This is a genomic window from bacterium Scap17 (assembly GCA_013376735.1).
Taxonomy (GTDB): domain Bacteria; phylum Pseudomonadota; class Gammaproteobacteria; order Pseudomonadales; family Halomonadaceae; genus Cobetia.
In genome coordinates, this window is the sequence record VINJ01000002.1 from 39510 (window position 1) to 54568 (window position 15059).

The 15059-nt window shown below is 61.7% G+C and carries 12 protein-coding genes and 1 tRNA gene; 5 read left to right on the forward strand and 8 right to left on the reverse strand.

The features are described from left to right. Positions 1–136: 136 nt before the first annotated feature. Positions 137–712: a DUF4124 domain-containing protein gene (locus FLM52_17205; GenBank protein ID NVN57462.1), complete on the reverse strand. Its 576-nt coding sequence runs from the start codon at positions 710–712 to the stop codon at positions 137–139. 542 nt (positions 713–1254) lie between these two features. Beyond that, complete coding sequence (locus FLM52_17210; GenBank protein ID NVN57463.1) at positions 1255–2661, reverse strand: glutamate--ammonia ligase; 1407 nt, start codon at positions 2659–2661, stop codon at positions 1255–1257. Positions 2662–3303: 642 nt separating this feature from the next. Here FLM52_17210 and typA point away from each other — a divergent pair. The 3 genes from typA (at position 3304) to FLM52_17225 (ending at position 7317) form a co-directional block, all read left to right on the forward strand. Further along, positions 3304–5112, forward strand: coding sequence for a translational GTPase TypA (typA, locus tag FLM52_17215; protein NVN57464.1), 1809 nt, complete (start codon positions 3304–3306; stop codon positions 5110–5112). A gap of 650 nt (positions 5113–5762) precedes the next feature. Next, on the forward strand, positions 5763–6653 hold the full coding sequence (locus FLM52_17220) for a WYL domain-containing protein (GenBank protein ID NVN57465.1): 891 nt from the start codon (positions 5763–5765) through the stop codon (positions 6651–6653). A gap of 250 nt (positions 6654–6903) precedes the next feature. After that, entirely contained in the window at positions 6904–7317 is a 414-nt protein-coding gene (locus FLM52_17225; protein ID NVN57466.1) for a nucleoside diphosphate kinase regulator, read from the forward strand. A 5-nt stretch (positions 7318–7322) separates the two neighbouring features. Here FLM52_17225 and FLM52_17230 read toward each other — a convergent pair whose 3' ends face one another. Both FLM52_17230 and FLM52_17235 read right to left on the reverse strand, forming a co-directional pair. Beyond that, positions 7323–8831, reverse strand: a complete 1509-nt coding sequence (locus FLM52_17230; protein ID NVN57467.1) for a coniferyl aldehyde dehydrogenase — start codon at positions 8829–8831, stop codon at positions 7323–7325. A gap of 373 nt (positions 8832–9204) precedes the next feature. Further along, a tRNA-Arg gene (locus FLM52_17235) sits at positions 9205–9281 on the reverse strand. Positions 9282–9359: 78 nt separating this feature from the next. Here FLM52_17235 and FLM52_17240 point away from each other — a divergent pair. Further along, positions 9360–9920, forward strand: a complete 561-nt coding sequence (locus FLM52_17240) for a cytochrome c5 family protein (GenBank protein NVN57468.1) — start codon at positions 9360–9362, stop codon at positions 9918–9920. Positions 9921–9950: 30 nt separating this feature from the next. On the opposite strand, the gene rep is transcribed toward FLM52_17240, so the two are convergent. The 4 genes from rep to pyrE form a co-directional block, all read right to left on the reverse strand. Further along, positions 9951–12032: a DNA helicase Rep gene (gene rep / locus FLM52_17245; GenBank protein ID NVN57469.1), complete on the reverse strand. Its 2082-nt coding sequence runs from the start codon at positions 12030–12032 to the stop codon at positions 9951–9953. A 100-nt stretch (positions 12033–12132) separates the two neighbouring features. After that, a complete protein-coding gene (gene trmL / locus FLM52_17250) occupies positions 12133–12606 on the reverse strand; it encodes a tRNA (uridine(34)/cytosine(34)/5-carboxymethylaminomethyluridine(34)-2'-O)-methyltransferase TrmL (protein NVN57470.1) in 474 nt (157 codons plus the stop codon). A 144-nt stretch (positions 12607–12750) separates the two neighbouring features. After that, positions 12751–13311, reverse strand: a complete 561-nt coding sequence (locus FLM52_17255) for a hypothetical protein (protein NVN57471.1) — start codon at positions 13309–13311, stop codon at positions 12751–12753. Between the two features lie 55 nt (positions 13312–13366). Continuing rightward, the gene (gene pyrE / locus FLM52_17260; GenBank protein NVN57472.1) at positions 13367–14041 is read right to left on the reverse strand and encodes an orotate phosphoribosyltransferase; all 675 of its coding nucleotides are present in this window, start codon (positions 14039–14041) and stop codon (positions 13367–13369) included. A gap of 86 nt (positions 14042–14127) precedes the next feature. On the opposite strand from pyrE, the gene xth reads away from it, so the two are divergent. Next, complete coding sequence (gene xth, locus FLM52_17265; GenBank protein ID NVN57473.1) at positions 14128–14895, forward strand: exodeoxyribonuclease III; 768 nt, start codon at positions 14128–14130, stop codon at positions 14893–14895. The last annotated feature ends 164 nt before the right edge of the window (positions 14896–15059 follow it).

A 15059-nucleotide genomic window follows, 5' to 3' on the forward strand; every position in this document is an offset into this window, starting at 1 on the left:
TCGCGCTCGAGCTCGTGTTGCTTCACTCCGCCATCAGGCAACCCGATATCGACTGGCCCAGACACGAAAAAGCCGCCCGAGGGCGGCCTGTCAGCGAAGGTGAAACGCGCGATGAAAGAAGGCCGCCCAGACGCTGCTAGCCTCCGCCAGCATTGGCAGGATTGTTCGGGTTACGAGGCAGATTGACGCTGGCGCGTTGCACATAGACCACCTTCGGCTCGCTGGTCTGGCGTACGCGACCGGTGGAATCCAGCAACTCCGCCTGGATGACATGCTTGCCACGCTCCAACGCCGGCACCATGAAGACGGTACTGTGCATGGCGGATTGAGACGGCGCGCCATCCACGGTCACGCGCACCTTGTCTTCCGGACGCAGCTTGGGCTCGATCCCCAGGCGTACCGCCAGATTGCCCGCCTGTCCGGTCTGCAGCGTTTCCTCGTTGGACGGGCTCTGGATGGTGAAGGTGGTATAGCCACGGAAAGCCACATCCACCGCAGGCGCCCGGGTGCTCTCGCTGGATGAGGAAGAACTCACGCGCGACGGCGTGCTGCGCCGCGGCGGCAGGGATTCCGTCGATGGCACCACGCTGAGCGGCGTCAGCTGCACCTTGCTGCCGCCCGCAGGCTGATCACTGAAGACCACGTTGCCATTGGCATCGACGTGGCGATAGACCTGAGCCGCCTGAAGATCGAACGACAGGCTCGTCAGCATCAGCGTCGCTGCCAGCAGCAGGCACTGCAGTGGCTCGGGGCGCGCTGCTGGCAGTGCACGCGAGTCAGTCGCGGGGTTCGCGACGCGCAGGGAGGATACGAAGGGCCACATCCGAAGATTCCTGAAGAGAGTCATGGGAGGCCAGAAGCCGCAGGCAGCTCCAGCGGGATTGGGTCTATCGGCAGGCGATCCTGCTGCCTGTTGACAAGGCTAACAAGTTACAAAGCTTACCGCGTTGATGCCAGCATTTGGGGCCCTCGACAAGACGCCTGTGGGCATTGACTGTCACGCAAGGCTACCACCGCGCCCTGCAGGTCTGTCAGCAGCATTGCCGATATCAGGCAAAAGGATCAGAGCAAAGAGCCAGAACGAAAAACAGGGCCACACCTGTCGGTATGGCCCTGCTGTCGTCATCGTCGTGGGCTTGCCTCCACCTGGAAGGCACTCCGCCAGATGGCGTGGCTAGCGAATGACTGCCTCAACCTCTGCAGCGCCTGGGCGTTGCTGTACTTGGGCGTTGCAGTGCTTAGGCGTTGCAGTGCTTAGACGCTGTAGTACATGTCGAATTCGAGCGGGTGAGTCGCCATGCGCAGGCGCTGGACGTCTTCGCCCTTCAGCTCGAGATAGGCATCGATCATGTCGTCTGTGAAGACGCCGCCCTGGGTCAGGAACTCACGATCGCCGTCAAGCGCGGTCAGGGCCTGTTCGAGGCTCTCGGCCACAGTCGGGATGGACTTGGCTTCTTCGGCCGGCAGGTCGTAGAGGTTCTTGTCCATCGCGTCACCCGGGTGGATCTTGTTCTTGATACCGTCGATACCGGCCATCAGCATCGCGGAGAACGCCAGGTACGGGTTGGCCGTCGGATCCGGGAAACGCGCCTCGACACGCTTGCCTTTCGGGCTGGCAGTGTACGGAATGCGGATGGAAGCGGAACGGTTGCGGGCAGAGTAGGCCAGCATGACCGGCGCTTCGAAGCCCGGCACCAGACGCTTGTAGGAGTTGGTGGACGCATTGGTGAAGGCGTTCAGGGCACGAGCGTGCTTGATGATGCCGCCAATGTAGTAGAGAGCCATTTCGGACAGACCCGCGTACTCGTCACCGGCGAACTGGTTGTCGCCATCCTTCCAGAAGGACTGGTGAACGTGCATGCCTGAACCGTTGTCCCCGACCAGCGGCTTGGGCATGAAGGTCGCGGACTTGCCGTAGGCGTGAGCCACGTTGTGGATCACGTACTTGAGTTCCTGAACCTCATCGGCCTTCTTGACCAGGGTATTGAACTTGACGCCAATCTCGTTCTGGCCGGCGTTCGCCACTTCGTGGTGGTGAACTTCGACTTCCTGACCGATGGCTTCCAGGGTGTTGCACATGGCAGCACGGATATCGTGGAAGCTGTCGATCGGCGGGACCGGGAAGTAGCCGCCCTTCAGACGCGGACGGTGACCCAGGTTGCCGCCTTCCGGCGTGGAATCGGTCGCCCAGGCACCTTCTTCGGAAGAGATCTTGAACATGGAACCGTTCATCTCGTTCTTCCAGTGCACTTCGTCGAAGATGAAGAATTCCGGCTCCGGACCGAAGAAGGCGGTGTCGCCCAGACCGGTAGACTTCAGGTATTCCTCGGCGCGCTTGGCGACGGAGCGCGGATCGCGCTCATAGCCCTGCATGGTGGCCGGCTCGATGACGTCGCAGCGCAGCACCAGGGTAGTGTCTTCGGTGAACGGGTCGAGGAAGGCAGTGCCGTCGTCCGGCATCAGGATCATGTCGGATTCGTTGATGCCCTTCCAACCTTCGATGGAGGAACCATCGAACATCTGGCCGTTCTCGAAGAATTCCTCATCCACTGCACGCGCCGGGATGGAGACGTGCTGCTCCTTGCCCTTGGTGTCGGTGAAGCGCAGATCAACCCACTTGACTTCGTGTTCTTCAATCAGGGCAAGTGTCTTCTCAGCCATGGTAATTCTCCGATGGAGCCGGCGGCTCTGGTTACAGTTGGTGTCAGCGTTGTCTGGGGTTATTGCTCTATTTTGTAAGCCTTTTCTCTCATGGTCGGCGTCGTTATGCCAGCCATCAGACAGGATGCTCTAACAATGCAGTGAGCGTGCCAGAATGGCGCACGCCGCATCGTCGATTTCAGTAAGCTAATGAATATGCTAAAAAAAAACATCACCATCTTCATGCATACAGCACGAAAACCCGACCAAGGATGGGCCGACAAGGTGCAAAAATTCTTGCCGCGCAGTGCAGATTCATCATTTGGGTGCACCAAAAAACGTCATTGCTCCACATTGGTGCAAAATACTGGATCTCAAGTATTTCTCCGCTCACACCCGATGATCACGTCAGCATCAGATTGCGGTCATTTCTTCCTTTCCTCCTGATGTTGGCCTCGACTCACAAGTTTTTTTCATGCGCGACAGGGGGGCGGAAAAGACTTGAGAGACAATCATTTGGGCACTTCAGACCAATTGAAGGCACTCGCTGACTCGCCTCGTGAATGCACGATGCTGGCAGGAGGCATGCCATGCCCCCTATAATGCGCCCCAAATCACAAGCGCCCGGTACGCGAGCGCCCATTTTCCGCACAGGTTCCCGTCGTGATCGAGAAACTTCGCAACATAGCCATCATCGCCCACGTTGACCACGGTAAAACTACCCTGGTCGACAAGCTCCTGAGTCAGTCTGGCACCCTGGACCGCAAGGCCGAGGGTCAGGAACGCATCATGGATTCCAACGACCAGGAAAAAGAGCGCGGCATCACCATTCTCGCGAAGAACACCGCGATCCAGTGGAACGACTACCACATCAACATCGTGGATACCCCCGGGCACGCTGACTTCGGTGGCGAAGTCGAGCGCGTGATGTCCATGGTCGATTCCGTACTGCTGCTGGTCGATGCCGTCGATGGCCCGATGCCGCAGACGCGCTTCGTGACCCAGAAGGCATTCGCCCAGGGCCTGAAGCCGATCGTCGTCGTCAACAAGATCGACCGTCCGGGCTCTCGTCCTGACTGGGTCGTTGACCAGATCTTCGATCTGTTCGACAACCTGGGCGCGACTGACGAGCAGCTCGACTTCCCGATCATCTACTGCTCTGCCCTCAACGGCATTGCCGGTATGGACCCGGAAGACCTGAAAGACACCATGGACCCGATGTTCCAGTCCATCGTCGACATCGTCGAGCCGCCGAAGGTCGAGCTGGACGGTCCGTTCCAGATGCAGATCTCCGCACTGGACTACAACAGCTACGTCGGCGTCATCGGTCTGGGCCGCATCAAGCGCGGCGCCGTCAGCCCGGGTCAGCAGGTGTCCATCATCACCAAGGAAGGCGCTGTCCGTAAGGGCAAGATCGGCCAGGTCATGACTCACATGGGTCTGGACCGCGTGCAGACCGACAAGGCGACTGCCGGCGATATCGTCTGCATCACCGGTATCGAGAACCTCGCGATCTCCGACACCATCTGCGACACCGCCACTGTCGAGGCGCTGCCGCCGCTGACCGTCGATGAGCCGACCGTCTCCATGACCTTCCAGGTCAATGACTCTCCGTTCGCCGGTCAGGACGGCAAGTTCGTCACCAGCCGCAACATCCGTGAGCGTCTGGATCAGGAACTGATCCACAACGTCGCACTGCGCGTCGAACAGGGCGAGACGCCGGAGAAATTCGTCGTCTCCGGTCGTGGTGAGCTTCACCTCTCCGTTCTCATCGAATCCATGCGTCGTGAAGGCTTCGAGCTGGCCGTGGGTCGTCCGGAAGTCATCATCAAGGAAATCGACGGCAAGAAGCAGGAGCCGTACGAAGAAGTCATCATCGACTGTGAAGAGCAGCACCAGGGCTCCATCATGGAAGAGCTGGGCTACCGCAAGGGCGAGCTGACCAACATGAACCCGGATGGCAAGGGTCGTGTGCGTCTGGACTTCATCATCCCGTCTCGCGGTCTGATCGGCTTCCGTGGCCAGTTCCTGACCCTGACCTCCGGTACCGGTATTTTGACCAGCCGCTTCGATCACTACGGTGACCTGAAGGAAGGCGCAGGCGTCGAGCGCCGCAACGGCGTCATGATCTCCATGGTGCCGGGCAAGGCGCTGTCCTACGCCCTGTACACCCTGCAGGAACGTGGCAAGCTGATCATCGGTCACGGTACCGAAGTCTATGAAGGCATGCTGGTCGGTATTCACAACCGTGCCAATGACCTGGTCGTGAACCCGACCAAGGCCAAGAAGCTCGATAACATGCGTTCTACCGGCAACGATGAAAACATCGTGCTGACGCCGCCGATTCGCTTCACCCTGGAACAGGCGATCGAGTTCCTGGATTCCGATGAGCTGGTAGAAGTCACTCCGCAGCACATCCGTATCCGCAAGAAGTACCTGAAAGAGAACGAGCGCAAGCGCGCCAGCAAGTAAGCTGGCCCAGCCCGCCCCCTGTCTGATGTCAGGGGGCATCGTGCTCAAACGCAAAAGACCCGCCAACTCGGCGGGTCTTTTGCGTTTGAGCACTTTTCGTTGTTGCCGTAAAGGGCTGCATGACTACCTCTCTAATACTTGTGAATGTCATTGCAGAAAGTGCGTCGCTATTAGGGCTCGCAGAATAAGGCAACTTTGCGCGATACCTTGGCCTGAGGCATCTCTAACACTTAAATGAGGGTTATATGAGGCATATTAGTGTTGTGCATATAGCGTCTTCATTCAGAGCATGCCACTCGCGGCCAACGCCCCTGCGCAACGTCATGCCTTGATCTATTGATAGCGCGCAATCACACGACACCGAGCAAGGATAAATCGTCGAATTATGATGATGCGTCGCGTTTGAACGACGCAAAAACGAGACGTCGATGCGCAGTCACTAGGGTCAACGCAACGGAGCAGGTATCTTCTGCCGGAGTCTTCTTCATGCATATCCTGCAGTTAACGAAGGCTTGTTCGCCACACGCCACCCGGAGCAGGGTCCTCTTACCGATCCTCGTGAGCACTCGCCATGTGTCGCCATTGCCAAGCCAGATGTGTGCAATGCGTCACGAATACGCTCCAGAAGACCCGTATGAAAGGATTCAGCAATGAGCATCAAGCAACGCCTCGAAGTCCTGCCATGGGACACGCTGGCGCGTTACCGCCTGATCGAGATCATCGCCTTGTGGGAGGGGCGAGTCACTTCGCGTCATCTGGGCAACGCCTTCGGTATCGCCAGGCAGCAAGCCTCGCGCGTCATGAAGACCTACCGCGAGACGGTCGCCGAGAACAATCTCGAGTATGACCCCGTCATCAAGGGCTACCGTCCGTCGGCGAATTTCTGCCCCATGCTGACGCGGGGTGAGGTCGATGAATACCTGCAATTGCTTGGCAATCACGACAATCTGAATCCACATTTCACCGGGCTGGGGCTAGGCCAGGCAAATACCGAGGCCCTGCGTCTGCCGTCGCGCAGCGCCAGCCCGCCGGTGGTCAGAGCCTTGATCGAAGCCGCCAGTCAGGGCGCGCGTCTCGAGGTGACCTACGCCTCTCTCAACTCTCCCCAGGGAGAGGAGCGCATCCTGTGCCCACATACGCTGGTCTACGCCGCCGGCCGCTGGCATGTGCGCGCCTTCTGCGAGAAGAACCGCGCTTTTCGCGACTTCGTGCTGTCTCGATTCCGCGCGGTGCCGGAGCTGTTCGGTGAAGCCCTCGAGGGCAGCCAGCGCGAGTGCGATGAAGGCTGGGAGACGCGCGTCACCTTGAAACTGGGCGCCGACCCGCGCCTGACACCCGCCGAGCGCGGCCTGATAGAGCAGGACCACGGCATGGTGGATGGCGAGCTGCACCTGCCGACACGCGGCGCTTTGGTGCAGTACGTCCTGCGTGAACTTGGCATCAATCCGGACCATCTGGAAGAGTCTCCGCGCGCCCAGCAGCTGGTCGTGCTCAATCGCGACGAGATCACTGACTGGCTGTTCGTCAGCTCCAGCGCCTGACGCGGGAGTGAGCGGGTCTGCCCCTTGCTCTTTCCTGGCTCTCCCAATGCCCGACCACTGTCCAGCCATGGCCCAGTCATAGCCCTCGCGCTGACCTCAAGTTGCCTGAATGGACTATCCATCGCCGAGCGAAGTTTATATGATGACTTCTGCACACAGTCCTTCGCCCTTCCCGGCGGAGGGCTGTTTTTTTGGTGTCCAGCAAGGCCTTGCTCGCAAGGGGCTGACACCACGACTGACAGGAGGTCTCATGGCCACACTTCCCTCGATCATCATCAATCGTCTGGACGCCGAACGCCTCGAGCGCCTGATTGATCGCGTTGCCGCCGCCGACCGTCAGGTGGCAGAACAGCTTGAGGACGAGCTGGAGCGCGGCGAGGTCGTCGAGCCTCACGAGGTGCCCGCCGATATCGTCAGCATGAACAGCCGCGTGGAGTTCACGGACCTGACCCGCCAGCAGACTCTGGTGCGCACGCTGGTCTATCCGCATGCGCTGCCCGGCCAGCAGGATGGCCTGTCGGTGCTGGCGCCACTGGGGGCTGCCCTGCTCGGCCTCAAGGTCGGTAGCCTCATCGAGTGGCGGCTGCCGGATGGCAGCCTGCATGAGGTGCGTATCGAGGCGCTGCATTACCAGCCGGAAAGTGCCGGCGACCTGCACCGCTGAAACGCCTAGCGCATCAGCAGGCGGCGGATAAGACCATGGATGGCGCGCGCTGTCGGCCCGTCGGCATAGGGCGGATACATCAGTCGTGCGCCATTCATGCGCCCCTTGGCGAAGATTCCCTTGGCCTTGCTGAGCGTCTGGAAGCCTTCCCTGCCATGATAATGCCCCATGCCGGACGGCCCGATGCCGCCGAACGGCATGTCATCCTGCGCCACATGCAGCAGGGTGTCGTTCAGACACATTCCACCCGCATGCGTCCCCTCGGTGACCCGCTGCTGTTCATGTTTGTCGTGGCCGAAGTAATACAGCGCCAGCGGCCGGGGCCGGGCGTTCACATAGGCCATCGCGACGGATAGCATATCCGCCGCGCCCTTCTCGCTGGACCCAGTCTTCTCCCTCGACTCGCGATCAGCCTCGTTCGCGTCCTGCACGACGGCCAGGCCGACGATCGGCAGCAGCGGGCCGAAGATCTCTTCCTGCATCACGCGCATCTCATCCGTCACATCGAGCAACGCCAGCGGCGGCATCAGACGCTTCTCGACCAGCTCCGGGTCGTTCCAGTCAGGGCTATCGACCAGCGGCCTGAGTGTCGCGCCCTTCGCCAGGGCGTCCTCGAGCACTTCGCGCAAGCGCTGGTACTGACGCTGATTGATGATGCGCGAATAGTCCTGCGTCTCGCAGAAGCGCGGATAGAAGCGCTGGAAGGCCTTGCCCAGCGCCGTGACCAGCAGCGGGACCTGGTCGTCACTGCACAGCACGTAGTCCGGCGCGACGCAGGTCTGGCCGGCGTTCATGCCCTTGCCGAAGGCCAGCCGCCCTGCCGCTTCACGACGCTGCGCCTCATCCGCCATCAGCTCACGCGACATGATCACCGGCGACTTGCCGCCCAGCTCCAGCGTCACGGGGGTCAGGTTATGCGCCGCGGCACGCATCACATGCTTGCCGACCGCCGTGCTGCCGGTGAACAGCAGATGGTCGAAGGGCAAGGCCGAGAAGGCCGCCGCCACATCGGCCTCCCCCGTCACGACTGCCACCTGCACCTCCTCGAAGGCATCGAGCAGCATCACGCGCAGCGCCTCGGCGGTCTCGGGGGTGAACTCGCTCATCTTGATCATCACCCGATTACCGGCGCTCAGGGCGCTGATCAAGGGGCCGATCGCCAGATAGAGGGGATAGTTCCAGGGCACGATGATGCCGACCACGCCCAGCGGCTGATAGACGACGCGCGCAGAGGCCGGCTGGAAGGCGGCGCTGACATGGCGCTTCGAGGGCTTCATCCAGCCCTTCAGGTGACGGCGCGCATGACGAATGCCTTCATAGCTCGGTACCAGTTCGGCCAGACGCGTCTCATGGGCGCTGCGGTGGCCGAAATCGGCGCTGATCGCCGCGATCAAGGCCTCCTCGTGTGACTTGAGCGCATCACGCAGCGCGGTCAGCCAGGCCTGTCGCTCGTCGGCGCTGGGCATCGGCGACAGGCCATAGGCGGCGCGCTGGTCTTCCAGCAGCGCCTGCATGCGCGTGATTTCCCGACTGGCAGCCTCGCGGCTCTCAGTAGACGAGCCAGCAGGCGAGGCAGCAGATTCAGCCGAGGTAGCAGACTCAGGCGAAGCAGGATCAACAGGGGTGGCAGTCGTCATGAGAACATCCAGTGAGGGCCGGCGGAGCCAGCAGCGAAGGCAGATAGCCACAAGTATGGCATACCAGCCGATAGCGACCGGCGCGAGGAGAATCGCCGGCGTGGTTCACCCCGTTTTAGAACACTCGTTTGATGGCGTCAAAGAAAGTCGCCTGCGCCGCTATCGCGCGCCGCAATGCAAAAAGCCCCCGCACCGTGAGGTACGAGGGCTTTTCGGGTGTCGACCGGCAATGCCGGTGACGGGAATTCGTTGGCGCGCCCAGCAGGATTTGAACCTGCGACCCCTGCCTTCGGAGGGCAGTACTCTATCCAGCTGAGCTATGGGCGCGCATGCCAGGGTTGCAGTGAACCGAGGCGCGCTTATGGTAACGTCTTGATTCTACGATGTCGAGATATCCCGCCAGCCATGCGGTTGCTGCGCCTCCGGCGAGCGCTATACTGGCTCGATACACAGCCCCAAAAGGTGCACGCCATGCAAGCTCGCCGGCCAGCTGATTTTCCCCTCAAGCGCTCTCCCCTGTCATTCTCATTGAGCGCGATGCTGTTCAGCGTGCTTGTCAGCGCATCCGCACAGGCCGCAGACAACTCCCGCGAGGCGATTGCCGAGCGACTCAAGCCGGTGGGCGAGCTATGCGTGAAGGGCGACGCCTGCGCCGGTGATGCCTCGGCAGCAAGCTCACAGCCGGCGGACAGTGGCGCTGGCGGGCAAGCCAATGCCGCCAGCGCGATAGACGGCGAGAAGGTCTACGGTGGCATCTGCATGGCCTGTCACACCACTGGTGCCGCCGGGGCCCCGCGCCTGGGCGAGGCCGGCGACTGGGAAGGCCGTCTCTCCAAGGGCGACGAGACGCTCTACACCCACGCCATCCAAGGCTTCAATGCCATGCCGGCCAAGGGCGGCAACCCGGCGCTTTCCGATGAGGAAGTGAAGGCCGCGGTGGATTACCTGCTCGATTCCGTGCGCTGAACCTCAGCGCACAGCACCCGACGGTAAACATCAGCCCAGCAACGAACGCAGGCCCGCGATGGCATCCCGTCCGCGGGCCACTTTCTTCTCCTGATCCTGCGGCTTGTCGGCCCGCCCTTCCCACTCGAGGTCTTCCGGCGGCAGCTCGTCCAGGAAGCGGCTCGGTACACAGTCCATCATCTCGCCGTAGGTCTTGCGCTGGCGCGCCAGCGTCAGCACCAGAGTACGCCGCGCCCGCGTGATGCCCACGTAGGCGAGGCGGCGCTCCTCCTCCACCGTGTCCATCTCGATGGAGTTGCGGTGCGGCAGCAGGTCTTCCTCCAGCCCCAGCACGTAGACATGCGGAAACTCCAGGCCCTTGGAGGCATGCAGCGTCAGCAATTGCACGCGGTCCGAGTCATCTTCCTCGGCCTGCTGCTCGAGAATGTCGCGCAGTACCAGGCGTGAGATGGCCGCCGCGACATCGCCAGTCTCAGTATCGCCGATCATCGCCTCGCTGCCTTCGAGCTCCTCCACCTCTTCCTGCGGATTGCCGCTGATCGACTTCTCGAGCTGATCGACCAGAATCCAGACGTTGGCCATGCGCCGCTCGGCGATCTTGGGCGCACTGGCGTTCTGATACAGCCAGCCTTCGTAATCCACCTCGCGGAACAGCTCGCGGATCGCGCTGATCGACTGGCCGGCGTCCATCTCGCGGCGCACGCGGTCCAGCGTGTGGGTGAAGCGGCCGAGGCGGTCCAGCGCCCGCTCGCTCAGCTGCTCGCGCAGGCCCATCTCGCTGCAGGCGGCGTAGAGCGACACACCACGCCCGGTGGCGTAGTTGGCCAGCTTCTCCAGCGTGCCCGGCCCGACTTCCCGCCGCGGCACATTGACGATGCGCAGGAAGGCGTTGTCGTCCGCCGGGTTGATCAGCAGACGCAGGTAGGCCATCGCGTCCTTGATCTCGTTGCGCCCGAAGAAGGAGGTGCCGCCGGAGAGCTTGTAGGGAATCTGGTAGTGCTGCAGCTTCAGTTCCAGCAGGCGCGCCTGGAAGTTGCCGCGATAGAGCACCGCGAAGTCACGCCATTCGGCGCCTTCCTTGATGCGCCGCGTGAGAATCTCGCCCGCCACGCGCTCGGCCTCGGCCTCTTCGTTGCGATTCATGATGATGCGGATCGGGTCGCCATCGCCCATCTGCGACCACAGCGTCTTGTCGTAGACGTGCGGGTTGTTGGCGATCAGGGTGTTCGCCGCGCGCAGAATGATGCCGGTGGAGCGATAGTTCTGCTCCAGCTTGATCAGGTTCAGGCGCGGGAAGTCCTCACCGAGGGTGACGAGGTTCTCGGGGCGCGCGCCGCGCCAGGCGTAGATCGACTGGTCATCATCGCCCACCACCGTGAAGGTCTGGCGCTCCTGCATCAGCATCTTCACCAGCAGGTACTGGCTGATGTTGGTGTCCTGATACTCATCGACCAGCATGTAGTGGATGCGCCGCTGCCAGCGCGCCAGTACCTCGGGGTGATCACGGAACAGCACCACCGGCAGCAGGATCAGGTCATCGAAGTCGACCGCGTTGTAGGCCTTGAGATGCCGGTTGTAGGCCTCGTAGATCACCGCGGCGTACTGGGCGTCTTCATCCTCGGCATGCGACAGCGCCGCCCCGGGCAGGACCAAGTCATTCTTCCAGGTGGAAATCTGACTCTGCACCGCGTTGATCTGCTCGGCGTCGGTGTCGGCTTCCTTGTGCATCAGCTCCTTGATCAACACCTTGGCGTCATCGGTGTCGAACAGCGAGAAGCCCGGCTTGTAGCCCAGCGTCTTCAGCTCGCCGCGGATGATGGTCAGCCCGAGAGTGTGGAAGGTCGAGACGATCAGCCCGTGGCCCTCTCGGCCCTTGAGCATCTTGCCGACACGCTCCTTCATCTCGCGCGCCGCCTTGTTGGTGAAGGTCACGGCGGCGATGTTGCGTGCCTTCATGCCGCATTCCTGCACCAGATAGGCGATCTTGGTCGTGATCACGCTGGTCTTGCCTGATCCGGCACCGGCCAGCACCAGACAGGGGCCATCGATGGCGCGCACGGCTTCCTGCTGGCGGGGGTTGAGCTTGGCGAGGCGATCACGGATCTCGGTCATCACGGTGTCCTGCTGGGCGAAGAAAGGGAGCGGAAATGCATCTCACGCGGGGCGATGGTCGATCAATCTAGGGCTGGCCGATCAATCGCGTGCTGGTCGATCAATCAAGGATTGCGGCGCCGGCGAAATCGAGCTGACGCCAGCTCTCATAGACGACCACGGCGACGGCATTCGACAGGTTCATGCTGCGGCTGTCGGCCAGCATCGGCAGGCGCAACACCTGCTCACGGGGCAGACTGTCGAGCATCGCCTGTGGCAGGCCGCGGGTCTCGGGGCCGAACACCAGCGCATCACCGGCCTGGAAGCTGGCCTCATGCGGCGCGGTGCGCCCACGCGTCGAGAGCGCGAAGACCCGCGAAGGCCTCACGCTCGCCACGAAGGCATCGAGGCTGGCATGGCGCTGCACACGTGCCCACTCATGATAATCGAGTCCGGCGCGGCGCAGGCGCTTGTCATCCAGCTCGAACCCCAATGGCTCGATCAGATGCAGGCGGTAACCGGTGTTGGCACACAGCCGGATGATGTTGCCGGTATTGGGCGGAATCTCGGGCTGATAGAGCACGATATCGAGCATGAGCAGACTCGCGGCAGAAGGCGAAAACAGGGGGCTGGCCGGCGATGATCACCTGGCCATGACAACGCAAAGCGGGCCCCGAAGGGCCCGCCATCTTACCGCAATGCGTGACTCACGCGGAGCACGCGTTGCCGAGAACCATGCTCAGAACTGCAGACGCATGCCGACCAGCGGGCCGGAATCCAGTGTGCGTTCGTCACGGTTCTCGAAGTCGGCCTTCACCTTGCGATAGCCGACATAGCCCTCGACGTTGTCGATGACCTGATAGCGTGCGCGCAGGCCGTATTCGTAGCTGTGCTCGAGGTCGTTGCTGGTCGCGACGTCCGGGGTCACGTAGCCGTAGCCACCCAGCGAGACGCGCGGTGCGCCCGGCAGGTAGTAGTAGCCGTAGCCGCCGAGACCCAGACCGCCGCCGTCACCGTGGTCGGTGTCGTACTGGCTCCAGCGTGCGCCGAGGCCCACGTCGTATTCGCTGGTGCGCTCGGTGCCCAGCAGCTGGACGTGGCCGGCCGTGACGTCGTCGTGGTCATCGCTGGACAGGATACCGCCGCCGAGCTGGACGCCATTGCTGATCTCGCCATTGATTTCGCCCTGAACGGCTTCACTATTCAGGTTGAGGTCAGCGTTGCCGGCCATGGCCGGGGCGGACAGACTGGCCGCGAGGATGGCTGCCGAAAGGCCGAGAATGTTACGGTGAGCTGTCATGTATGCACCTCTGTACGTGACTGGGAAGGTAATGCTGCGCGGGTCATGAACGCTCTCAGGCGCCCTGGAGACCGTATTGCGCACGATAGTCGCGAATCGCGACCGCATGCCCAGACAGTTCCTGCTGTGCGTATTGTTCCAGATATTCGAGCACCTGGTCGAGCGTCACGATACTGACCACGGGCATGGAGAAACGTGCCTCCACTTCCTGAATGGCGCTGTTCGCCTTCAGGCCTCCCTCACCATCGGGAGCGCGCTCCTGGCGGTCCAGTGCGATCACGACGCCCGCCGCCTTGGCACTCTCGGCGTGGATGATCTCCATCACTTCGCCGATGGCGGTGCCGGCGGTGATGACATCATCGATGATCATCACGCGGCCTTCGAGGGGCGCGCCGACCAACGAGCCCCCTTCACCGTGGGTCTTGGCTTCCTTGCGATTGAAGGTGAACGGCATGTCTCGATCATGATGGTCAGCCAGCGCCACGGCCGTCACGGCACCCAGCGGGATACCCTTGTACGCCGGACCGAACAGCACATCGGCCTGCAGGCCTGATTCGACGATGGCACGCGCATAGAAGCGTCCCAGACGCGCCAGGGCCTGTCCGGAGCGGAATAGACCAGCATTGAAGAAGTAGGGGCTCACCCGCCCGGACTTGAGCGTAAACTCGCCAAACCGCAGCACGTCCTGCTCGATGGCAAACTCAATGAACTCCCGCTGGTAGTCCTGCATCCGATATCACCTTTGAATTCGTTAGCCATTTACCAAATCGTCTAAAGCTCGGGTATCATACAGGCGCGACGAACCAGGGACCACGTATGAAAATCGCTACAGTTAACGTCAATGGTATTCGAGAAGCGGTCAGCCGCGGCTTCCTCGACTGGCTTGCCAGTCAGGACGCCGACGTCGTCTGCATCCAGAACCTCAAGGCCAAGAGCTTCGAGCTCGACGACAGCATCCTCTACCCGGAAGGGTACGAAGGCTACTTCCTGGACGCCGAAAAAGACGGCTTCTCAGGGGTTGGCCTCTATTGCCGCCAGATTCCCAAGGCCATCATGTATGGACTGGGCTTCGAGCAGTGCGATAACGAAGGCCGCTACCTGCAGGCCGATTACGACCGCTTCAGCATCTGCTCTTTCCTGATGCCTGACGGAAGTGATCCGGCTGCCAAGGGCGCCTTCATGGAGCAGTATCAGGAATACCTCAGCAAGCTGCGCCGCAAGCGTCGTGATTACATGATCTGCGGCACCTGGCATGTGGCCCACAAGACTGTCGACCTCGCCAACTGGTCCGACAATCAGATGACGCCGGGCTTCAAGCCGGAAGAACGCGCATGGATGGATCAGGTCTTCGGCCCGATCGGCTTCATCGACGCCTTCCGCGAAGTCAATCGCGATGCCGACCAGTACTCCTGGTGGCCAGCGCTGGACAGTGACCAGCCGCGCGCCCGTCAGGAAGGCTGGCGCCTCGACTATCAGGTCATCGACCCGAACCTGCGTCGTCATATCAAGGACGCCTGGATCGACACCGATGCCACCTTCAGCGAGTTCGCACCGGTCATCGTCGAGTACGACCTCGAGCTGTGATGTACGCTGTCACCCCTTGAGCGTTCGGCCTCGGGCCACCCTGCCAGTCGCATGATGTGCCTTCGGGCACTGACGAAAACGCCCCCATCGCTTGCGCGGTGGGGGCGTTTTCTGTCTGGCATCAAGCGCTCATGACATGACACTCATGGCATCGCTCTCATGGC